This window comes from Marivita sp. (assembly GCF_017643905.1).
In the GTDB taxonomy this organism is placed as follows: Bacteria; Pseudomonadota; Alphaproteobacteria; order Rhodobacterales; family Rhodobacteraceae; genus Marivita.
Genome location: NZ_JAEPMO010000080.1, coordinates 1 through 21,250 on the forward strand (window position 1 = coordinate 1; position 21,250 = coordinate 21,250).

Here is a 21,250-nt window from a genome sequence, read left to right on the forward strand (position 1 = left end):
CAGAAATTTGCCCGAACACAACCGCTAAATCATTGAAATAACTCAGCCAGCCACCCTCAATTCAGGCGAATTTCGGCGGATTTTGTCGAACTTGGGTGACCTGAGTTTCGAGGGCAACCGCGCCGTTCTGGTCCAGCAGGACAGGGCATTTCCCGACGCAGCGCTGCGTCAGGTTCCATGCTGCGCTGACCTATCGTTTAAGGCGTTAGCGGACGATCGGGTCGATCAGTGTCACGGGCAGGTTCAGCGCCTGTTCCAAAGTATGCGCCACCTGCAAGAGCCGAGCTTCGCCACGTGGAGGACCGATCAACTGAAGTCCGACGGGCATGCCTGAGGGCGTGAAGCCAACAGGTAGGGATAGCGCGGGAAGGCCCGCCACCGTTGCAAGAAACGCGAATTGCAACCAGTCGATATAGTCGCGCATCGGACGGCCCGCGACCTCGGTCGGGTATTCGATTTCGACCGGCAGAGGGGCAAGGCCATTGACCGGGCAGGCCAGCACGTCATGTGTTTTGAAGAAGCCCGCCATCGTGTTGTAGATCGCGGCGCGGTCGCGTTCCGCCTGGACATAATCGTCAAAGGTCATCGCGCGGGCGTCTTTCAGGTTGCCCTTGATGGTATCCTTGTAGTGCATGGTGACGCTTTCCGGCGTCACCTGATAGCTGCCGAGGAAGGACAGGCAGCGCAGGGCGCGGAAAGTCTCGTCCAGTCGCGGCAGGTCGGGGCAGGTTTCTTCGACCGTGATCGAGGGCAGTTTCAGGTTTTCCAGAGCGCCCCGCAGAACACTGTCAATTTCTGAGGTGACGGCGGCAAAGCCATTGAGGTCGGGCGTGTAGGCGATGCGGATTTTGCCAGCGTCGCGGCCCGCGGTCTCAAGATAGGAGGTTTCGGGAGCCGGGAAGGAAATCGGCCAGACAGGATCGTAGCCCGCCATCGCGTCGAGAAAGAGCGCACAGTCGAGAACGTCCCGTGCCATGGGTCCATCGACACCGCCATTGGTGAAGCCCAGATGTGCCGAGCTGCCGCCAGCGATACCGGGCGAGGGGCGCAGGCCTACGATGCCGCAGTAATTCGCTGGGCTGCGCAGGCTGCCGCCGAAATCCGATCCGTGGCTGAGCCAGAGTTCTCCGGTTGCCAGCGACACAGCCGCACCACCCGATGAGCCGGCGGCATTCATCCGCGTGTCCCATGGGTTGCGGGTGGCACCGAAGACCGCGTTGAAGGTGTTGGCCCCAGCGCCCAATTCGGGCGTGTTGGTCTTGCCTAGTACGACGCCGCCGCGCTGTTCCAGCCGCAGGACAAGCGGGTCGGATGCGCCGGGCACGTGATCGGCCATGCCTTTGGTGCCAAAGGTGGTGCGGACACCTTCGACCGCGTTGAGATCCTTGATCCCGATGGGAAGCCCGCCCAAAGCGCTGTCTTTGGAGACAGTCGCCGCACGTGCCCGGTCAGGGCAGCGGGTGACCACAGCGTTCACCGCAGGTTCCACCTGATCCATGCGTGACAGGCTGGCGGTGATCAGATCCTCTGTTGTCACCTCTCCCTTGCGGAGAAGAGTGATGACATCACGCGCGGATTTCGCGCATAGCTCGGGGCCGGAAAAGGCAGTGTCAGGGCGCGTCACGATCCGCAGAACATCCCATGCAGATGCGCGATCAGACGCGCGGTGTTTTCGTCGTTCAGGCTGTAGTAGATGGTCTTGCCATCGCGTCGGGTCTTGACCAGCTTTTCGTCGCGCAGACGCGCGAGCATCTGGCTGACCGCGGCTTGCCGGATATTGAGCAGGGCTTCCAATTCGCCGACGGACTTCTCGCCCACGCCGAGGTGGCAGAGGATCATCAGCCGGCCTTCATGCGCAAGCGTCTTGAGATAGGCGGCTGCCTTTTCGGCACTTTCGGCCATGTCCTGCGCGGCATCGGGCGCGACACTCGTCTCGTTCATCGGATAACCCCCAGCAATCCCCGCGCTTTTAACACCGAAGGGAGGCAGGTTTCAAAGATTTATCGCGGCCTTTAAGCCTCGGATCTTGTCGGAGCGCCGCCGGTGAAGGCGTTGCCATTCTTGTAGTCACACGGTGCCTCTTGCATTTGCAGGTGCAGGCCGGTTCCGGTGAAAGGATGCGCGCGGGCGAGATCTTCGTCCACGTCGATGCCCAGACCGGGGGTGTCAGGAGCTGTGATGAACCCGTCCTCGACCCGGATCGTGTTGCGGATCAGGGCAGCGTGGAACGGGGTTTCGATGCTTTCTGCCAAAAGGACATTGGGAATGGATGTGCACAGATGCACGTTCGCCGCCCATTCGACGGGGCCTGCGTAGAGATGCGGTGCCATTTCCGCGTTGAACGCTTCCGCCATGCCAGACAGCTTTTTCATCTCCCAAATGCCACCTGCGCGACCCAGGGCGGGTTGCAGGATTTTGGCGCCCCCCGTGCGCAGAAGTGTGGCGAACTCGGCCTTCGTGGTCAGGCGTTCGCCGGTCGCGATGGGGATGCGCACGGCGCGGGCGACTTCGGCGAATTCGAGCAGGTTGTCGGGCGGGATCGGCTCTTCGTACCAAAGCGGCAGATACGGTTCGATTGCCTGTCCCAGACGGATCGCCCCAGAGGTGGTGAACTGGCCGTGGGTGCCGAACAGAAGATCGGCCTTGTCACCGACGGCGGAGCGGATCGCCTTGCACATCTCGACGGACAGCGAAATGTCCGTCAGCGCAGGTTGGTGGCCGCCCCGGATCGTGTAGGGACCGGCGGGGTCGAATTTCAGCGCGGTAAAGCCCAGTTTCAGATAATGCGCCGCAGCCTCGGCCTGTGCGTCAGGGTTGGTCCAGAACCCATCGATGTCGTGATGGGGCAGGGGGTAGAGATAGGTGTAGGCGCGGACCTTTGGCGTCATCTGCCCCCCCAGAAGTGCCCAGACGGGACGTCCGCGCGCCTTGCCGAGGATGTCCCAGCAGGCGATCTCCAGACCCGAGAACGCGCCCATGACGGTCAGGTCGGGGCGCTGGGTAAAGCCCGAGGCATAGGCGCGACGGAACATCAGTTCGATGTTCTCGGGGGACTCGCCGCACATGTGCCGGTCGAACACGTCCTCGATCACCGCTTTCATCGCGTCAGGGCCGACGCTGGAGGCGTAGCATTCGCCCCAGCCGGTGATGCCGGTGTCGGTGGTCACCTTGACGAGCGTCCAGTACCGCCCGCCCCAGCCCGGAGCAGGGGGTGCGGTGGTGATCACATCGAGCGCGTGCAGTTTCATGTGCTGTCCCTTTCCTGTGGGCCGAGGATGCGTCGACGCATCCTCGCGTTTCCGTCCACGGAAACGCGTGTTTGGCGGAGGTCGGTCAAAATAGGATCACGTTGCGCTTGGCCCCGCCGGCCTTGGTGTCGGCGATGGCTTCGTTGATCTGGTCAAGGGACCAGCGGCCGGACACCAGCTCGTCCAGCCTCAGACGGCCCTGGCGGTAAAGGTCGGCCAGCCACGGGATGTCGCGGCGGATCACCACGTCGCCCATCTTGGAGCCGATCATGCCCTGCGCCATATAGGCCAGCACAACCGGCTCGTATTCCGCCATGGCACCGGAATGGGGCATCCCGATCATCACCATGCGGCCGCCCCAGCCCAGATAGCGCGGCGCGTCGTTGTAAGCCGGGATCGCGCCCACTGTGACTGCGACCAGATCTGCGCCGCGTCCGAGGATTCTCTGAACCGCTTTCCACGGGGCCTTGTGTGTGGCAAGGACGCCGTCGGTTGCGCCAAAGGCTTTTGCTGTTTCCAGCTTATCCTCGGTCATGTCCACGGCGACGATGCGCCGTGCCCCGGCGATCCGTGCGCCCTGAATGGCGTTGAGACCCACGCCGCCCGCACCAATCACCACCACGTCTTCACCCGCGCGCAGTTTGCCCGCATTCACGATGGCACCAACGCCAGTGATGACGCCGCAGGCCATCAGCGCGACGGCTTCGGGTGGCATGTCGTCGGGCAGGGGGACAACCTGGCTGTGATGTACAACGACCCGCTCGGCAAAGGCGCCGCAATCCATCGCTTTCTTGACCGGTGTGCCATCAGGGCGGGTGATCGGGGACGCGCCCGTATCTGGGGCCTCGCAGATCGTAGGCTTCCCGCTGGCGCAATTCGCGCAACTGCCGCAGGAGCGGATCAAAGTCACCACGACGCGCTGCCCGACCGTCAGGTCCCTGACGGATGCACCCACGGCTGAAATCCGCCCTGCCGCTTCGTGGCCGTACACCGCAGGCAGGTCTCCGCCCCATGCGCCTTCGGCATAGTGGATGTCGGAATGGCAGATCGCCACCGCTTCGAGTGTGACTTCGATCTCGCCTGCCTCAGGCGCACGCAATTCCAGCTCTTCCAGCTGGAGCGGTTGGCCGAATTCGGTGCAGACAGCGGCTTTGATGCGGGTCATGGGGTCTCCCTTGTGTTGGGGCCAACCTGAGGGTCACACGGAACAAGCGCAAGCGGGAAGTCGACCTCTGCAGGTCACGCCGCGACAGGGCTGCGGCGCGGGGCGAGAAACACGACGAGGGCCACAAAGATCAACGCCAGCGACAACAGGAACGGCGCGCCGGGGAAGAAGATCTCAGCTTCCGCGCGGGTGTATTGCGCAAAGACGCCGGTCATCACCATCGGTGAGACAATCATCGCAATTGCCCCGATCGAGGTGAGGGCGCCTTGCAATTCACCTTGCCGCTTCGCGCCGACCGCCTTGGACATGATGCCTTGCAAGGCGGGGGTTATGACCGCGCCAAGGGCAGCCAGCGGTGTCAGGATCAGTGCCATGGTGCCCGATGTGACAAAAGCCAGTGCGCCGAACGCGAAGACATCGAAGACAAGACCGTAGATCACCGTGCCGCGTTCGCCCAAGCGGGCGAGGATCAGGCGGATCAGCCCGCCTTGCACCACTGCCATCATGATCCCGAAAAGACCCAGCGACAGGCCGATCATGCCTGCGTTCCAGCCAAAGCGCGCCTGTCCGTAATACGCCCAGACCGCCGGATAGACGAAGAACGCCACCTGGTAGAGGAAGAACACCGCGAAGAGCCGACCAAGACCCGGCAACTCGCCCAGCGATTTGAAGGCCCCGAACGGATTGGCGCGGCGCCATTCGAAGGGGCGTCGGATCGCGTCGGTCACGGTTTCCTGCAGGACGAAGTAGCCCAGCACGGCATTTGCGCCCGCGAGCGCCGCGGCCGCCCAGAAGGGTGCGCGGGTGCCCCATTCGCCCAGCAGCCCACCCAAAAGCGGGCCAATCACAAATCCCAACCCGAACGCTGCGCCCACGAGGCCAAAGTTCTGCGCCTTTTTGTCGGGGTCCGAAATGTCGGCCATATAGGCCGACGCGGTGGCCTGGGTGGCCGAGGTGATGCCCCCGACGATCCGACCCAGCAGCAAGAGCCAAATGGTGCCTGCCACGGCCATGACCACGTAATCCGCCGCCATCACAACAAGCGAGATGAGCAGCACCGGCCGTCTGCCAAAACGATCCGACAGGTTGCCGATCACCGGACCAAAGAGGAACTGCATCACGGCGAACACGGTTGTCAGCACACCGCCCCAAAGCGCCGCATTGGCCAGATCGCCGCCTGTGACCTCGCGGATCAGGTCGGGCATCACGGGAATGATCAGCCCAACCCCCATCGCGTCGATCATCACGGTCAGCAGGATAAAGACGACGGGCAGGCGCATGCGCAGAGCTTTCGGGATCAGGCAGATGTGCCCTCGATGTGTAAACTACACTTGACAGTTCGCCAGTCAATGCGCCTGTGCGGCAATAAACGCGCTCAGCACGCGGGCGTATTCGTCAGGGGCTTCAACGCAGGGCAAATGGCCTGCCTTACGGATAAGATGGAACTGCGATCCCGGCACCAGAGCGGTGGTTTCGCGCACCAGATCGGCGGGTGTCGATCCGTCCTCGCTGCCCGCGATCCCCAGTGTCGGCAGTCGCAATGACGCGGTGGTCGTGTAGAAGTCTGTGCCCGCGATGGCATGGGAGCAGCCGATATAACCGTCTGCTGGCGTGCGCACCATCATGTTGCGCCAGATGCGGAACTCGTCCGAGGCGCGAAAGGCGGGTGTGAACTAGCGGATCATGGTGGCATCCGCCAGCGCCTCGACCCCGCCCGCTTCGACATCGGCGATGCGTTGGGTCCAGATCTCGCGCGTGGCAATTCGTGCGGCGGTGTTCGACAGCACAAGCGCGCGGACAAGGTCCAGCCGCTTGGCCGCCAGCCCTTGCGCGGTCATCCCACCTATGGAGAGGCCGACGAAGACGGCATCCTTGACGTCGAGATGGTCCATCAACCGCTCGACATCGCGCACCAATGTGCCCATCCCGTAGGGCGGTGGCGTGCACTCCGACAACCCGTGTCCGCGCGTGTCGCAGCGGATGTATTTCAACCCGGTTTGCGGCAGGCGCGCGATCACTTTGTCCCAGAGGCGCAAATCGGTGCCAAGGGAGTTGGAAAAGACAACCGGCGCGCCGTCGGGATCGCCGTCGATGCGGTAGTGCAGGCGGATATCGTCAAGATCAGCAATCAGCATGGCCCGGGGTTTATCCTTCGCCGAACTGTTCAAGCGCATGCAGGAACACCGCGCGGTCCACATTGCCACCGGAGATGGTGCAGATCACCGTGTCGCCGTCGATCTGGTCACCGTGATAAAGCGCTGCCGCAAGAGCCACTGCGCCACCGGGTTCGGCGACAAGCTTCAACCGCGCAAAAGCCTGCGCCATGGCACGCTGTGCCTCGTCATCGGATACGACGATCCCCGGACCGCAAAGCCGGTGCATGATCGGGAAGGTGAGGTTCCCCGGTTGCGGTGTCACGATCGCATCGCAGAGGCCACTCGCGCTGCCGGTGTTGCGTTCGATCTGGCCTGACGCCAAAGAGCGGCTCACATCGTCAAAGCCTTCTGGCTCCGCTGGGCGAACCCGCATGCCCGGAGCGCGGGCCTCCAGCGCCAAAGCGATGCCGGATGTCAGGCCACCGCCGCCGCAGCAGACAATCACATCGGCCTCGGTCACGCCCAGTTCCGCCGCTTGTGCTGCGATTTCGAGCCCACACGTGCCCTGTCCTGCGATCACTTCGGGTTCGTCGAAGGGGCGGATCAGGGTCAGGCCGCGCTCGTCCGACAGTTTTGTTCCAATGGCGTCCCGGTCTTCTGTTGCACGGTCGTACAGCACCACTTCGGCCCCAAGGGCGCGGGTGTTGTCGATCTTCATCTTGGGCGCATCCGCGGGCATGATGATCACAGCGCTGGCCCCGAATTGCCTAGCGGCCAAAGCTACACCCTGTGCGTGATTGCCCGAGGAATAGGCGATCACCCCGTTCTTGCGCTGCTCGTCCGAGAGGGCGGATACCGCCGACCGCGCGCCGCGGTATTTGAAGCTGCCGGTATGTTGCAGGCATTCCGCCTTGACCAAGACGCGCCGCCCGGCGATCTCGTCAAGAAACGGTGACGACAAAAGCGGCGTGACCCGCGCGTGACCTTTCAGGCGGCTTGCTGCCGCCTCGATGCGTTGAATGTCCATGGGTTACCTCAGCATATCCAGCCAGCGCCGCAGCGCGTTCAGGCTTTCGGGTTCATCAAGAAAGGGAATGTGTCCCCGGTCCGGGACTTCGACCGCGATCATGTCAGGGCGGCGGCGTTTCATCTCGGCAAAGGTTTCGGGTGACAGCAGATTGGAATTTGCAGCCCTAATGCTCGCGAGCGGCAGGCCGGACAGGGCATCGAAGAGCGGCCAGAGATCGGGCATTGGCTGCGCTCCGCCCTCCAGCACCGCGTCACGCAGGCGGGGGTCGTAGGTCAGTTCAAGCCCGTCGTCGGTTTCGTTGAACAGGATCTGTGCCTCACGCAGCCAGCGCTCGGGCGGCACGTTCTGGAAGGCGGTCATCACCCGCGCGCGGGCCTCTGCCATCTCGGCATGCGTTTTCAGCACAGGCGGTCGGCCAATATAGTCCTTGATCACCTGAAGTCCTTCGGGCGCGATGTCTGGTCCGATGTCGTTGAGCGCCACGCCAAGCAGCCGATCCTTGACCGTCGCTGCGAGAACCATCGCGATCAACCCGCCGCGCGACGTTCCCAAAACTGCCGCCTTGTCGATCCCAAGGTGATCGAGCAACTCCACCGCGTCCCGGCCTTCAACCGGGATCTGATAGGTGGCCGGGTCACCCCAATCGGATTGGCCGCGCCCGCGATAATCCAGCCGGATCAGGCGCACCCCTTCAAGATGTGGTGCCACGAATTCGAAGTCGCGCCCGTCGCGGGTGAGACCGGCAAGGCAGAGCAGGGGCAGGCCGTCGCCTTCATCGGTATAGTGCAGGGACAGGCCATCTGACGTGGTAAACTTGGCCATCACGCCAACTCCGGGATCGTGGTCAGGTCTTTGAGCACATGTGCAGGGCGATGCGGCAGGCGGTCCACCGGATCGCCCGCGCGATTGACCCAAACCGTCTCAAAGCCATAGCCTGCGGCACCAGCAATATCCCAGCCGTTCGAGGACACGAAAAGCACATCCTCCTTGGTGCAGCCGAACCGCGCGCCGACCATGTCATAGACGCGGGATGAGGGTTTGAAGATGCCCACATCTTCAACCGACAGCACGGCGTCAAGAAATTCTCCGATCCCGGCGCTGTCGACCGCACCTTCGAGCATGTCGACACTGCCGTTCGACAGGATCGCGCAGGTTTTGCCCGCTGCCTTGAGCCGCGCCAGCATCATCGGCACCTCGCGGTATGCCGCCAGTTCCCAATAGAGCGCCAAAAGACGTTCGCGCAGTTCGGGATCGTCGGTCAGCCCGACCTTTTCCATCGCCCAATCCAGACCGTGTTTGGTGACCTCCCAAAAGGGCGTGTAGTCAACAGTGATGGTGCGCAGCCACGTGTATTGGAGTTGCTTCAGCCGCCAGTGTTCTGCCAGTTGTGGCCACACAGCCTTGAGCGCATCACGCCCCGGTTCTTCTGCCGCGTTGCGTGCGGCCGCCGCCACGTCGAACAGCGTGCCATACGCGTCGAATACACAGATCTGTGCCATCAGCGCCGCCTTCCTTCCGATCATTCAGCCGCAACGTGTCAGATCACGCGAGGGGAGGGAAGCGCTGTTTCGTCCTCAAAAGTCGGCACTGGTCCAAGCGACCCGGTCGCCATTGCGCCGAAGCGGTATAACCGGACGATAGAGCCGCTGATACGACCGCGGATGGTAGTCGCAGATCAAGGTATCGCTGGCATCCTTGATGAACAGATATGCTCCGTTTCGGTGTTGCCAAGCGACGCCGCCATAACTGGCAATCGTCATAGCAGTGATGTGGTTGTTGGCCGACCAGAATCCATAATCATCGGTTCCATAGATACCACCGCGCACCGCTTCGGGCTCATCCTGCTTGGCCTCTTGCACAAAGCCGCCAACATAGTCATCAACGGCGGCCTTGATGATGCCAGTCACAGTGGCAGGCACAGCAAGAATCCACCCTGCCATTGCCCCTGCGGCACCAACGCCGTAGATGAACGCATCGGCGGCGTCAGGACCATTTCCTGTAACCGCCCAGACAACCGGTTGGACCAACAGGCCGGCAGCCCCGCCCCGCGACAACCCGCCAGCCATGCTGATCCTGCCTTCTATGGCATATTCAACTGAAAACGCCGCGACGGTGACTGCGGCATTGGTTGCAGAGTTCTCTCCAGTCATAAATCACCCCTCGAAAGGTGGCCTCACCGGAACGCAGAAAAGCAAAGGCCGTCCATGTGGGCCGAGAATAAACAAAGCTTCGGCGGAAATACTGTGCCGGGCTGGTATCAAGCTGGCACGGACGGGGCGAGTCGTGCAAGTGAGGACCGCGGAAAGCGCCGTATACTTGCCCGTCGAAAGGATGATCTCATGACAAGACGCTCATGGGTGCCCGAGAATCTTCGTACGAAGATTCTTTGGCCGGCTTGGTTTCAAAAGAGTTAACCGGGCAAAAAACAAACCCCCGGAAGCGCGGGGCTCCGGGGGCTGTCAAAATCAAAGCGTGTTGGAAAGAACTGCTTAGACCATACCTTCGCGCTGTGCCTTTTTACGCGCCAGTTTGCGCGCACGGCGGATCGCTTCGGCTTTCTCGCGTGCTTTTTTCTCAGACGGCTTTTCGAAATGCTGCTTGAGCTTCATTTCACGAAAAACGCCTTCACGCTGCAGTTTTTTCTTCAGAGCGCGGAGCGCCTGATCGACGTTGTTGTCACGAACACTTACCTGCATGTGGTTTTCACCACCTTTCTAAGTTGGATTTGCAAGGATTTGCAGGAGCGCGCCGTATAGCAAGGCTCGGATGCTTTGTCCAGCGCAATGCTTTACCAAACCTGCCTTAGCTCGGCTGATGCAACTGACCGATAAACCACTGTGCCGCGTGGTCTTCGGCGGGTCCGTGCGCTACTCTTACACATGAACCTGCAACACAGGAGGCGTGTGATGCCTGAACCCATGCAAGACCCGGCAGACCTGGTGCTCAACGCGGCGCTTTTGCATGTGCCCTTCGATGGGTGGTCCGAGACTGCGTTCAAGGCCGCGATCGCGGATGCCGATGTGTCGCCTGCGGTGGCGCGTGGCCTGTTCCCGCGCGGGGCCATCGATCTTGCTGCAGCCTATCACCGGCGCGGCGACGACGCGATGATCGCGGCGCTCGAGGCGCGGGATCTGACAGACATGCGGTTCCGGGATCGGGTCGCCTTGGCGGTCCGTCTGCGGCTCGAACTGGTTGAAGACAAAGAGGCGGTGCGCCGGGGCGCAACCCTGTTCGCGCTGCCGATGCACGCCGCCGAAGGGGCCAAGCTGATCTGGGGCACGGCGGACCGAATCTGGACTGCGCTGGGTGACGGGTCACGGGACATCAACTGGTACACCAAACGCGCAACGCTGTCGGGGGTCTATTCGTCGACCGTTCTCTATTGGCTGGGGGACGATTCGCTCGACAATCAAGCGACATGGGCATTTCTGGATCGTCGGATCGACGACGTGATGCAGATTGAAAAGGTCAAGGCGCAGGTGCGCAAAGCGCCGGGGATAAGTCGGCTGATGAAGGGCGCGGAATCTGTTCTGTCGCGGATCAAGTCTCCCAAGGCGCGGCGCGATGACCTGCCCGGCGGTTGGACGGCCCCGCGCTGATCTTACCGTATCGGATCGAACAATGCATCTGTCGCGGTGCAATCACGCACCACATCCCGACCGCAGGGCACGGGTTCCAGTGACTTCGACAGGCAGATGCGCGCCTCCTGAATGCGACCGTCCTTGCAGGTGATGGTGATCATATCAGGCTCAAGCTGCGGATTTGCCTTGAGAAACGCCTCTTCGACCACCGAAGCGGGCAGTTTGACCGCCTTCTCCAGCCGTCTGAACACCTCGGGCCGCACCACTGTGCCATAGGCTTTGCGCGAGAGGTCATAGTAGTTCTGCGCTGACAAACCGCTGCACACACCGTGCTTGTTCCACTGGTGCCAGGCCAAACCGGAGGTCCCCATGATATCCGCCATGTCGTTGGTCATTGACCGCGATGGATTGCGTTCGACCGTCGGGCAATAGGACGGCCAGCCGCGATGGTATTGCGGCCAAAGCCCGTGCAGCACCCAGCCGAAATCCGCATCCGCGTCGCATTGCGGCGACTGTCGCGCATCGCCTTCGATGGCGCACCACGTGGGCGACCAGCTGAGCGACATGACATAATAGTCGAACTCACCAGAGCGTTCGCCTTTCGCCCACGCCATCGACGCCGCGATTAGCCCTACCAAGGCCAGCACCAAAACCCGCATTGCCTCTTCCCTCTTTGCCTCTGCGGGACTATAAGGCCGCCAAGTTCCCTGACAATGGAAACCGTCCCGGAAGACCGGGACCTCTTGGACCCGCTCCGAGAGACTGAAAAAGCTATGCGTAAGGAGACGCGAGATGGGTAAACCGATTATGGCAAAAGCCACCGCAGTCTGGCTGGTGGACAACACGACACTGACCTTCAAGCAGATCGCGGATTTCACCGGAATGCACGAGCTTGAAGTGCAGGGTATCGCGGATGGCGACGTGGCCGCCGGGGTCAAGGGTTTCGATCCCATTGCCAACAATCAGCTTGACGCCGACGAGATCAAGAAGGGTGAAAACAACCCGATGCATGTTCTCAAGCTCAAGGTCTATGCCGCCGCTCAGGGCGAGGAAAAGCGCCGTGGCCCACGCTACACGCCGCTGTCCAAGCGTCAGGACCGTCCGGCGTCGATCCTGTGGCTGGTCAAGTTCCACCCGGAACTCAGCGATGGTCAAATCTCCAAACTGGTCGGCACCACCAAACCAACCATTCAGGCGATCCGCGAGCGTACACACTGGAACATCAACAACATCCAGCCGATTGACCCGGTGGCACTGGGCCTCTGCAAACAGTCAGAACTGGATGCCGCTGTCGCCAAGGCTGCGAAGAAACAAGAAGCGGTGATGACCGATGACGAGCGCCGCAAGCTTGTATCGACCGAGCAGAGCCTCGAGATGGATGCGGAACCGCGCCTTCCGAGCGCCATCGAAGGTCTCGAAACCTTCAGCCTGTCCGGTTCGTCCTATGACAGCAGCGAATCCAAGAGCAAAGAAGACTACGCGGATGCGGATAGCTTCTTCAACTTGCCGGACGGCACACATGATGACGATGACGAAGATGATGACGACGACGATCCGCGTCGCTGATTGACTGAGATAGTCCTTTAAAAAACCCGGCCCGCCCTGCGGAGCCGGGTTTTTTGTTGTTTTAAGATGACTTGCGCATCTCTTTGGGGGCGCCGGTGGCCATGTCGGTGCCGACATAGGTCTGGCCCGCATCTTTCCACGCGGCAAAGCCACCCGCCATATGGGCGATCCGGTCTTCGCCAGCGGCAAGGCACAGCTTGGCCACACGTGCCGACCGCACACCGGACCCACAGTGAAACACGATCTGTTTCTTCGACTGGTCTGGCATGTGGTTCGGTTGGAACGACTGCATCGGTGCCAGTAGCGCACCATTGATCCGCTCCAGTGCAAATTCCTGAGGGGTGCGCACGTCGATCAGCACGATCCTGTCCTCGTTGAACGCCGCCGCAACCTCTGCCGGGCTCCAATGTTCAAGCGTGCCCTGTTCTGTCTGTTCGATATCCATGACGGTCTCCTAAAGCCGTGTCAGCCCCGTCCGAGTCTTGCCCGATCCGGGGCGTTGGAACGAGCCTTTTCTTGCGGTGCGCTTGCACGCAAAGAGAGTTGTGAGGCCTAGATCGGTTTGCGCGCGTTCATCGCTGCCGTGATCGTCCCTTCGTCGAGGTAATCCAGTTCTCCGCCGATAGGCACGCCCTGCGCAAGTGACGTCATCGTCACCCGGCCTTCCAACTGATCCGCGATGTAATGCGCCGTCGTTTGCCCGTCGATTGTGGCGTTGAGCGCAAGGATCACTTCCGTGATTTCTTCGCTTTCCACCCGCGCCGACAGTTTCGGGATGCGCAGTTCTTCCGGTCCAACCTGGTCCAATGCCGACAGGGTGCCACCCAAGACATGATAGCGGCCTTTGAACACACCCGACCGTTCCATCGCCCAAAGGTCCGACACGTCCTCGACCACGCAGAGCAAACCGTTGTTGCGCTGGTTGTCCTGACAGATGTCGCAAATGTCCTGCGTGCCGATATTGCCGCAGTTCAGGCATTCGCGGGCATCCCGTGCGACACGCGTCATCAACTCGGCCAGCGGCCCAAGCAACAGCCCACGCTTGCGGATCATGTGCAGCACCGCGCGACGGGCCGACCGGGGGCCAAGCCCCGGCAGCCGCGCCATCATCGCAATGAGCGCTTCAATGTCGCCGCCGTCACGCATGTGTCAGGTCCAACCGCTTGCGTAGGAAGGGAGAATAATCCGCAAAAATCAGAACGGCAGCTTCATGCCCGCTGGAAGGCCCAGACCTTCGGTCAGCTTGCCCATCTCTTCCTGCGCCTTGTCCTGCGCCTTTTGCTGCGCGTCCTTGATCGCCGCAAGGATAAGGTCTTCGACCACTTCCTTGTCGTCGCTGTTAAAGATCGATGGGTCGATATCGAGTGCGGTCAGTTCGCCCTTGGCCGTTGCGGTGGCCTTGACCAGACCTGCTCCGCTTTCGCCGGTCACTGTCATCGTGGCCAGGTCTTCCTGCATCTGGGCCATCTTGCCCTGCATTTCCTGCGCGGCCTTCATCATCTTGGCCATGTCGCCCATCTGGCCCAAACCCTTGAACATGTGTCTCTCCGTAAGTCAGCGCCCCTTGATCGGCGGCGCGGTGTAAAAGATCATTGCTACACATATTGCAGCGATGACCCCGATGAACAAGGCGGGCGAGCCGACGCAGCCTTCCGCCGTCGCCAGTTTCCGCGAGGCGGGTGCGAGCATGGTCAGGAAGGTGACAAAGGCCGTCCAACCCAGCACCACCGCCAGCGACCCCCATTGGCTCTTGAAGCGGATGGCGACGGCGGTGCCGAGCAACAGCACCAATGCGGCGGGCGAGGACGCAAGAAACACCGCCTCCTGTACCACGCTGACCGGCGCTCCATCCCATCCAGGTCGCTGCACAGCGCAGTCCTGCGCCCATGCCATACCCGGCAGGAGCGACAGGATCACTCCTCCTCGAACGGGTCCCATTCGTCTTCCACTTCGGGCAATGCCTCGGCTTCAGCCACGGCGGCCAGTTGATCCGGTGTGCGCACTTCTTCGATCACTGAGCCGGGAAAGGCGTCCAGCACCGCCTTGACCAAGGGGTGTTCCGCCGCCTGTGCCTTGATTGCCGTCTCGGCAGCATCGCGGGTCTCAACGATGGTTGGTGCGTCGGAACCGTTGACCAAAGTCACGGCCCAGCGATTGCCCGTCCAGCGCTGCAAGGCACCACCAAGGCGCTGCGCCAGATCGCTAGGGGCGTTGTCGGTAGGTGTGAACTCGATCCGTCCGGGCTGATAGGCCGCCAGACGCACGCAGCCTTCCACCTCGACCAGCAGTTTCACATCGCGGTTGGACCGGATCAGTTCGATCACGTGCTCGAACGTGGGATACCGTGCCAGTGCCTGATCGGCGGCAACCGCCAGAACCGTGCCTCCGTACGCGGCGTGGGGCCCCGATGACGACGCATGCGTCGGGGCAGGGCCGCCCATCGCTTGCGTCCGCGTGGCACCGCCCGCAGACATCCCGCCACCCGAAGGCGGGGGCGGTGAAGGCGCTTCCTGCAGCCGTTTCACGAGGTCTTCGGGGCTTGGCAATTCCGACACATGCGTCATGCGGATGATTGCCATTTCGGCGGCCATCATCGCATTGGGGGCCTGCGCCACCTCGTCCAGCGCCTTGAGCAACATCTGCCACAGCCGTGTCAGCGGCCGCATGCCGAGCGCATTTGCGAAATCCTGCCCGCGCTGGCGCTCATCAGGGCTGATGGTGGGGTCTTCGGCAGCTTCGGGTGTGATCTTGACCACGGAAATCCAATGCGTGATTTCCGCCAAATCGCGCAGCACCGCCATCGGGTCGGCCCCGTCGGCATATTGCGCGCTCAGCTCCGTCAAAGCGCCCGCCGCATCGCCCTTCATCACCAGATCGAAGAGGTCGAGCACGCGACCACGGTCGGCCAGACCGAGCATCGCGCGGACCTGTTCGGCGGTGGTTTCCCCCGCACCGTGGCTGATCGCCTGATCCAGAAGCGAGGTCGCGTCTCGCGCAGACCCTTCCGCCGCGCGGGTGATCAACGCCAGCGCGTCATCCGTGATCTCTGCATTTTCCCGCGTTGCGATCTTGCGCAGCAGCGCAATCATCATTTCGGGTTCGATCCGCCGCAGGTCGAACCGCTGACAGCGCGACAGAACGGTGACCGGAACCTTGCGGATTTCGGTGGTGGCAAAGATGAATTTCACATGTGCTGGAGGTTCTTCCAGCGTCTTCAAAAGCGCGTTGAACGCACTAGTCGACAGCATGTGAACTTCGTCGATGATGTAGATCTTGTAGCGGGCTGATGCCGCGCGGTAATGCACGGAGTCGATGATCTCGCGAATGTCTCCCACTCCGGTGCGCGAGGCCGCGTCCATCTCCATCACGTCAACATGCCGACCTTCCATGATCGCCACACAATGTTCGCACTGGCCACAAGGGTCGGTTGTCGGCCCACCAGTACCATCCGGTCCGATACAGTTCAGACCCTTTGCAATGATCCGCGCGGTGGTGGTTTTCCCAATCCCACGAATCCCGGTCATCACGAAAGCCTGGGCGATGCGGTCGGCGGCAAACGCATTCTTGAGCGTGCGCACCATCGCCTCTTGCCCGACAAGGTCGGCAAAGGTTTCGGGGCGATACTTGCGGGCAAGCACCTGATACGGGGTTGCGTCGGTCATTCAGGCATCCTTGGTTGCGGGCAAACCTAAGCTGCGCGTGCGCCAGCGTCCACCATTTGTCGGACGGTTTTCCGCGTCATCCGTTCCAACGGACCGTTCCGGCCTCGGAAAGGTCATAGCCTTTCATTGCGGCCGCGTATTCGATGAACTCGGCCGAACGCAGGAACGCCAGAAACCGTTGCATCGGCGGCTCGAAATAGGCGTGGTGGGCGACCAGCAGATCAAAGTTTTCCTCGATCAACGGGACAAAGGCCAAATGATGCTGGGCGGCCAGCGCTTCAAGCCCGAAAGTCACGTCGGAAGGACCCGTTGCCACATCCAGCACCGCATCCGCCTCACTCCGGGCGACAGGCCGCATGCGCAGGGTCTCAGGCAGAATATCGGCGTCGCGCAGCAGAGTGTCGAACAGCGTGCGGCTGCCAGCGCCGATTTGCCTCGGTGTCACGGACCGACCCACCAGATCGGCAAGACCGCCGATGTCTGCCGCCAGATCGGGTTTCATCACCAGCCCACGCCGCCGTTTTGCGAAGCCCAGCAGAACTGCCGGAGATCCGGACAGGGTGGCATTGACCGAAGCCACGTTCCACGTGCCCGACGCGGCGTGGAACATGTGCAACCCGGCTGCCACACCGTCGCGGGCGGCAAACCGGTCAAGACCGTCCTGCGATCCGTCAAAAAACGTGGCGATGCCGCATTCGGACTGGCGCAATGCCCAGTCGAGCAGCGGGTCGTGGCTGCCGAGAAACACCGCCGGTCGGGCCGCCTGATCCTGTCCCGATCCGGTCTGGCCACGCTCAAGCCAACGGCGCACGGCTTGTTCAGGAAACAGCAGTTTGCCAGTGACCTTGGAACAAGGCACGGCTCCGGTGGCCGCGAGATCGTAGACCTTGCGTTCCTTGATCCGCAAAAGCGCCGCCAATTCCGGCACTGTCAGGTAGCTTTCCGCAGGGGATGTGTCTGTATTCGCCATAGCGACGCGACTATGGAGGACACGCCGAGGCGCGGCAAGATGGGCAACGCATGCTTTCTTGCTTAGCGTGATCGCCACTGGCCATCGCGACCAAACTTTGCATTCTGTCACGGTACCCGTCGCGGAGGTGAGAGATGACCGATTCCAACCCGACCGATCTGCGTGAAGGCGAAATCGCCATTGATCCAATCCTGCCCGATGGCGACACCGTTTATTTTATCGGAATGATCCGCACACCTTTCACCACGCGCGATCTGTGCCCGCGGCAAGGCAAGCTGACTGGCCCGGAGTGCCGGATCGAACTGCATCCTGATTGGGCACCCGCTTTAAAGGGCATCACCAGCTTTGAATTTCTCGATGTGCTCTACTGGTTGCATCGATCCCGGCGGGATCTGGTCCTGCAAAGCCCGCGCGGCGATGGTGTTACCACAGGTACATTCGCGCTGCGGTCTCCGGTGCGACCAAACCCCATTGGCCTGTCGCGCGTTCGCCTGATCCGGCAAGAAGGCCCAACCCTGGTCGTCAAGGGTTTGGATTGCCTCGACAAAACACCGCTGATCGACATCAAGCCAGAGCGGTGCGCCTACACGCCTCAAGCTCCGCACAAGGATGCCGACCACGACTGACAGTGGCAAAATGCCTCAAATCTTCGATTGAACACGAAAGAGAAGTAGGCGGATCGCGTTGGATCGGGTAAAACGCCGCAACAGTGACAAAAAAAGCAGGCTTATGTCCGAGCAGTTTACAATTTCCGGGCAAACGCCCGTGCAAACATCCGCCAAAGACTGGGTAAAAGTTCTCGCCAAATATCGTGAACCGAACGCAATGCGCAGTTCTTTCGAACTCGCCGTGACGCTTGGCCCGTTCGTCGCCCTTTGGGTCGCCGCTTGGTGGGCCTTGGGGATCAGTTATTGGCTGACCTTCATCATCTCTTGTGTAAACGCAGCCTTTCTTCTGCGTTTGTTCATTATCCAGCATGATTGCGGGCATGGATCGTTCTACAATAACCGGACGCTCAGCGATTGGCTGGGTCGCATTTTGGGGGTTCTCACGCTCACCCCGTATGATGTGTGGCGGCGTACCCATTCGATCCATCACAGCGCACACGGCAATCTGGAACGCCGGGGGATCGGCGATGTCCACACGATGACCGTTGCAGAGTACAAGGCGCTTTCTGGCTGGAACAAGCTGATGTACCGGCTGTACCGCCACCCGATCATTCTGTTCGGATTGGGGCCGGGATACCTGTTCCTTGTTCAGAACCGCATCCCGCTTGGCCTGATGTCCAGCGTCCGCTACTGGGCCAGCGCCATGGGCACAAACGCGGCGATCCTGACCGGGCTGCTGGTCATGCTTTACTTCGGTGGACTGATGCCGATCCTGTTGATTTTCCTGCCATCCACGCTGCTTGCAGCGACGGCAGGTGTGTGGCTCTTCTATGTGCAACACCAGTTCGAGACCACGTTCTGGGAAGGCGAGGAGCAGTGGCAATTGCACGATGCTGCGCTGCATGGCAGTTCGCATTACGTGATGCCAGCCGTGCTTCAATGGCTGAGCGGAAACATCGGCATCCACCATGTGCATCATCTATACAGTCGCATCCCGTTCTATCGACTGCCCGAAGTGGTGCGCGATCATGCAAGCCTTGCCGAGCACAATCGCATGACGATCCGCGAAAGCTTTGCCAATGCACGTCTGCATCTGTGGGACGAAGGCTCCCGTCGGTTGCTGTCGTTCCGCCAGGCGCGGTCGCTTTGATCCTTTCTCAAGCGTAGGCCGGGCGTCAGCCCGGCACCTCCAGGACGTGATGCCAGAAACAAAAAGGCCGCCCCGAAAGGCGGCCTTTTCGATATTCTGAAAGCGTGGATTAACGCTTGGAGAACTGGAAGCTCCGACGCGCTTTGCGCTTACCGAACTTCTTACGTTCCACAACGCGGCTGTCGCGTGTCAGGAAGCCAGCAGCCTTGAGCGCCGAACGCAGGTTCGGATCATAAAGCTGCAGCGCCTTGGAGATGCCGTGCTTAACCGCACCGGCCTGACCGGACAGACCGCCTCCCTTGACGGTGGCCATTACGTCAAACTGGTCGGCAACGCCGGCCACGTCGAACGGCTGGCGCAGGATCATCTGCAGAACCGGACGCGCGAAGTAGGCGTTCATTTCCTTGCCGTTCACATTGACCTTGCCGGAACCCGGCTTGATCCAGACGCGGGCAACCGCGTCTTTCCGCTTGCCGGTGGCATAGGCGCGGCCCAGCGCATCACGCTGCGGCTCACGCGGGATTTCAACCACTTCCGGCGCAGCATCGAGGCCTGCGGCGGTGTTCAGCTGTTCGAGAGAATTGAGTTGCTCAGCCATTATTTCGCCGTCCGGGTGTTTTTGGAGTTCATGGATTTGACGTCCAGCACTTCGGGGCTCTGGGCCTCGTGCGGGTGCTCGGCGCCAGCATAGACGCGCAGGTTGGTCATCACCTTGCGGGACAGGCGGTTGCCCGGAAGCATGCGCTGAACCGCTTTCTGGACGACGCGCTCGGGGTGTGCACCCTCGAGGATCTGCTGCTTGGTGCGGGATTTGATGCCGCCCGGGTGGCCGGTGTGCCAGTAGAAGTTTTCCTGACGCTTGTTGCCGGTCATCTGGATCTTGTCCGCGTTGATCACGATGACATTGTCACCCATGTCCATATGCGGAGTGAAGGACGGCTTGTGTTTGCCGCGCAGGCGGGTGGCGACGATCGCAGCAAGACGGCCCAGAACGACGCCCTCGGCGTCGATCAGGATCCATTTCTTGTCGATGTCTGCCGGTGTTGCAGAAAAGGTTTTCATCGTGGGATGTCCCTGACGTTTGATTGGTAAGGCAGGGTGCGGGCACCCCGTATATTCCGATGGGCGGGTTATAAGGATTGCCAAATCGCAGTCAAGCGGCGTTTATCTGAATAAATGGTTTGAAATCAGTGGCTTAAAAATAAGGTATTATTATACCCCACATATTTCGACTGTTTCAGGCGTCCGCCAGTTCGAGCTTTCGATAGACGAGATACTTCTCGAAGGCCGCCGGATTCGCATTCCCGTCATAGCGGGGGGTTTCGCTGAACCCCAATCGGTCATAAAGCGCCAGCATGGAGCTGTTGCCGCGCACGGTGTCTGCAAGGATTGTCGTTGCCCCAAGTTCCTTGGCTTTTTCGATCCGCATCTCGATCATCCGGCGACCAAGTCCATAGCCTCGGGCAAGGTCGCGCACGAAAAGACGCTTCAGTTCGGCCCGGTGGTCGTCGATCATCCGGACAAAGCCGCACCCCAGAAGGTATCCGGAACTGTCCCGCGCCAAGAGAATACCGCCATTCGGCGGCATGAAGTCATCAATCACATCAAGGCTGGACTTTACATGATCTTCGACAGACAGGCTTGGACCGCCAACCGCCATCAATCGCTCGAGAATCTGGGCGTAATATTCGGTCAGAATGTCGGACAATTCGTCGAGATCAGGCCGCGTTTCGACGAAGGCCACGCTGATGTCTAAACCCATTGATGTCTCTTGGTAGGTGAGTCGCGAAATGCAGCCTAGCCTCCGAATTGGTGGCAGGCGACCGTTTTTTAATCATTCCAGCGGGAAATCAGACACTTATCTGCTCGGGCGGGTGTCCAAGAAGATCACGCAACTGCAACATGGCGTTTTCGAACTCCTGCAGGGGAACCTGCGCGTTCACGGCGATTCGGACTGCATGAGGCGCGCGACCGTCGCGCAGAGCGAATTCATCGGCGGATCTGATCTGCACGCCACGCGCTTCGGCGGCCCGGCAAAACGCGGCGGCGCGCCAGCCTTGGGGCAGGGGTAACCACAGGAACGGGACGTCCTCGTGCCAGGTCAGCCTATATGTTCCGAGGGCATTTACCGCGACGCGCACGTATTCGGCCATACGTTCGCGGATCGCGACAAC

At 61.1% G+C, this 21,250-nt stretch carries 24 protein-coding genes and 2 pseudogenes; 4 read left to right on the forward strand and 22 right to left on the reverse strand.

All coding sequences use genetic code 11. The annotated features are described in order from the left end of the window. Window positions 1-205: 205 nt before the first annotated feature. From JJ869_RS13570 to rpsU, 11 genes and pseudogenes are all read right to left on the reverse strand, one after another. The gene (locus JJ869_RS13570; protein ID WP_292267873.1) at window positions 206-1,624 is read right to left on the reverse strand and encodes an amidase family protein; all 1,419 of its coding nucleotides are present in this window, start codon (window positions 1,622-1,624) and stop codon (window positions 206-208) included. Continuing rightward, window positions 1,621-1,941: a metalloregulator ArsR/SmtB family transcription factor gene (locus tag JJ869_RS13575; RefSeq protein WP_292267875.1), complete on the reverse strand. Its 321-nt coding sequence runs from the start codon at window positions 1,939-1,941 to the stop codon at window positions 1,621-1,623. Before JJ869_RS13575 ends, JJ869_RS13570 begins: the two co-directional genes overlap by 4 nt. A gap of 71 nt (window positions 1,942-2,012) precedes the next feature. Then, window positions 2,013-3,248: a mandelate racemase/muconate lactonizing enzyme family protein gene (locus JJ869_RS13580; RefSeq protein WP_292267877.1), complete on the reverse strand. Its 1,236-nt coding sequence runs from the start codon at window positions 3,246-3,248 to the stop codon at window positions 2,013-2,015. 85 nt (window positions 3,249-3,333) lie between these two features. Further along, complete coding sequence (locus JJ869_RS13585) at window positions 3,334-4,413, reverse strand: alcohol dehydrogenase catalytic domain-containing protein (protein ID WP_292267879.1); 1,080 nt, start codon at window positions 4,411-4,413, stop codon at window positions 3,334-3,336. 74 nt (window positions 4,414-4,487) lie between these two features. Next, on the reverse strand, window positions 4,488-5,693 hold the full coding sequence (locus JJ869_RS13590) for a TCR/Tet family MFS transporter (RefSeq protein ID WP_292267881.1): 1,206 nt from the start codon (window positions 5,691-5,693) through the stop codon (window positions 4,488-4,490). 66 nt (window positions 5,694-5,759) lie between these two features. Continuing rightward, window positions 5,760-6,548, reverse strand: a pseudogene (gene pcaD, locus JJ869_RS13595) (3-oxoadipate enol-lactonase). A gap of 10 nt (window positions 6,549-6,558) precedes the next feature. Continuing rightward, window positions 6,559-7,536: a threonine/serine dehydratase gene (locus JJ869_RS13600; RefSeq protein WP_292267883.1), complete on the reverse strand. Its 978-nt coding sequence runs from the start codon at window positions 7,534-7,536 to the stop codon at window positions 6,559-6,561. Window positions 7,537-7,539: 3 nt separating this feature from the next. Beyond that, the gene (locus JJ869_RS13605) at window positions 7,540-8,361 is read right to left on the reverse strand and encodes an alpha/beta hydrolase (protein ID WP_292267885.1); all 822 of its coding nucleotides are present in this window, start codon (window positions 8,359-8,361) and stop codon (window positions 7,540-7,542) included. Continuing rightward, window positions 8,361-9,038, reverse strand: coding sequence for a haloacid dehalogenase type II (locus JJ869_RS13610; RefSeq protein ID WP_292267887.1), 678 nt, complete (start codon window positions 9,036-9,038; stop codon window positions 8,361-8,363). The genes JJ869_RS13605 and JJ869_RS13610 overlap by 1 nt, the downstream gene beginning before the upstream one ends. 75 nt (window positions 9,039-9,113) lie before the next feature. Further along, on the reverse strand, window positions 9,114-9,689 hold the full coding sequence (locus JJ869_RS13615) for a hypothetical protein (protein ID WP_292267889.1): 576 nt from the start codon (window positions 9,687-9,689) through the stop codon (window positions 9,114-9,116). Window positions 9,690-10,028: 339 nt separating this feature from the next. After that, window positions 10,029-10,235 carry a 30S ribosomal protein S21 gene (rpsU, locus tag JJ869_RS13620; protein ID WP_092835189.1) on the reverse strand — a complete coding sequence of 69 codons (207 nt, stop codon included), beginning with the start codon at window positions 10,233-10,235 and terminating at the stop codon, window positions 10,029-10,031. Between the two features lie 210 nt (window positions 10,236-10,445). On the opposite strand from rpsU, the gene JJ869_RS13625 reads away from it, so the two are divergent. After that, a complete protein-coding gene (locus JJ869_RS13625; RefSeq protein WP_292267894.1) occupies window positions 10,446-11,138 on the forward strand; it encodes a COQ9 family protein in 693 nt (230 codons plus the stop codon). Window positions 11,139-11,140: 2 nt separating this feature from the next. Here JJ869_RS13625 and JJ869_RS13630 read toward each other — a convergent pair whose 3' ends face one another. Next, on the reverse strand, window positions 11,141-11,779 hold the full coding sequence (locus tag JJ869_RS13630) for a ribonuclease T2 (protein WP_292267897.1): 639 nt from the start codon (window positions 11,777-11,779) through the stop codon (window positions 11,141-11,143). Window positions 11,780-11,912: 133 nt separating this feature from the next. On the opposite strand from JJ869_RS13630, the gene JJ869_RS13635 reads away from it, so the two are divergent. Further along, window positions 11,913-12,686, forward strand: a complete 774-nt coding sequence (locus JJ869_RS13635; protein WP_292267898.1) for a DUF1013 domain-containing protein — start codon at window positions 11,913-11,915, stop codon at window positions 12,684-12,686. A gap of 61 nt (window positions 12,687-12,747) precedes the next feature. On the opposite strand, the gene JJ869_RS13640 is transcribed toward JJ869_RS13635, so the two are convergent. The 6 genes from JJ869_RS13640 to JJ869_RS13665 form a co-directional block, all read right to left on the reverse strand. After that, the gene (locus JJ869_RS13640) at window positions 12,748-13,131 is read right to left on the reverse strand and encodes a rhodanese-like domain-containing protein (protein WP_292267900.1); all 384 of its coding nucleotides are present in this window, start codon (window positions 13,129-13,131) and stop codon (window positions 12,748-12,750) included. Window positions 13,132-13,238: 107 nt separating this feature from the next. Then, entirely contained in the window at window positions 13,239-13,832 is a 594-nt protein-coding gene (gene recR, locus JJ869_RS13645) for a recombination mediator RecR (protein ID WP_292267901.1), read from the reverse strand. A 48-nt stretch (window positions 13,833-13,880) separates the two neighbouring features. Beyond that, window positions 13,881-14,225 carry a YbaB/EbfC family nucleoid-associated protein gene (locus JJ869_RS13650; protein ID WP_292267902.1) on the reverse strand — a complete coding sequence of 115 codons (345 nt, stop codon included), beginning with the start codon at window positions 14,223-14,225 and terminating at the stop codon, window positions 13,881-13,883. 15 nt (window positions 14,226-14,240) lie between these two features. Then, window positions 14,241-14,624: a hypothetical protein gene (locus JJ869_RS13655; protein WP_292267903.1), complete on the reverse strand. Its 384-nt coding sequence runs from the start codon at window positions 14,622-14,624 to the stop codon at window positions 14,241-14,243. After that, window positions 14,600-16,348: a DNA polymerase III subunit gamma/tau gene (locus JJ869_RS13660; protein WP_292267904.1), complete on the reverse strand. Its 1,749-nt coding sequence runs from the start codon at window positions 16,346-16,348 to the stop codon at window positions 14,600-14,602. The genes JJ869_RS13655 and JJ869_RS13660 overlap by 25 nt, the downstream gene beginning before the upstream one ends. Before the next feature lie 76 nt (window positions 16,349-16,424). Next, window positions 16,425-17,318, reverse strand: a complete 894-nt coding sequence (locus JJ869_RS13665; protein WP_292267905.1) for a helix-turn-helix transcriptional regulator — start codon at window positions 17,316-17,318, stop codon at window positions 16,425-16,427. A 134-nt stretch (window positions 17,319-17,452) separates the two neighbouring features. Between JJ869_RS13665 and tsaA the strand changes: the two genes are divergently transcribed. Together tsaA and JJ869_RS13675 are read left to right on the forward strand one after the other, a co-directional pair. Then, on the forward strand, window positions 17,453-17,944 hold the full coding sequence (gene tsaA, locus JJ869_RS13670; RefSeq protein WP_292267907.1) for a tRNA (N6-threonylcarbamoyladenosine(37)-N6)-methyltransferase TrmO: 492 nt from the start codon (window positions 17,453-17,455) through the stop codon (window positions 17,942-17,944). 103 nt (window positions 17,945-18,047) lie between these two features. Beyond that, on the forward strand, window positions 18,048-19,076 hold the full coding sequence (locus tag JJ869_RS13675; RefSeq protein WP_292267909.1) for a fatty acid desaturase: 1,029 nt from the start codon (window positions 18,048-18,050) through the stop codon (window positions 19,074-19,076). 109 nt (window positions 19,077-19,185) lie between these two features. Here the strand turns inward: JJ869_RS13675 and rpsI are convergent, their stop codons facing one another. From rpsI to JJ869_RS13695, 4 genes and pseudogenes are all read right to left on the reverse strand, one after another. Next, window positions 19,186-19,674, reverse strand: coding sequence for a 30S ribosomal protein S9 (gene rpsI / locus JJ869_RS13680; RefSeq protein ID WP_292267911.1), 489 nt, complete (start codon window positions 19,672-19,674; stop codon window positions 19,186-19,188). After that, window positions 19,674-20,138 (reverse strand): 50S ribosomal protein L13, encoded by a 465-nt coding sequence (gene rplM, locus JJ869_RS13685; RefSeq protein WP_292267912.1) that lies wholly within the window; start codon window positions 20,136-20,138, stop codon window positions 19,674-19,676. The genes rpsI and rplM overlap by 1 nt, the downstream gene beginning before the upstream one ends. Before the next feature lie 175 nt (window positions 20,139-20,313). Continuing rightward, on the reverse strand, window positions 20,314-20,838 hold the full coding sequence (locus JJ869_RS13690) for a GNAT family N-acetyltransferase (protein WP_292267914.1): 525 nt from the start codon (window positions 20,836-20,838) through the stop codon (window positions 20,314-20,316). Between the two features lie 88 nt (window positions 20,839-20,926). Further along, a pseudogene (locus JJ869_RS13695) lies at window positions 20,927-21,250 on the reverse strand (PLP-dependent aminotransferase family protein); the annotation flags it as partial.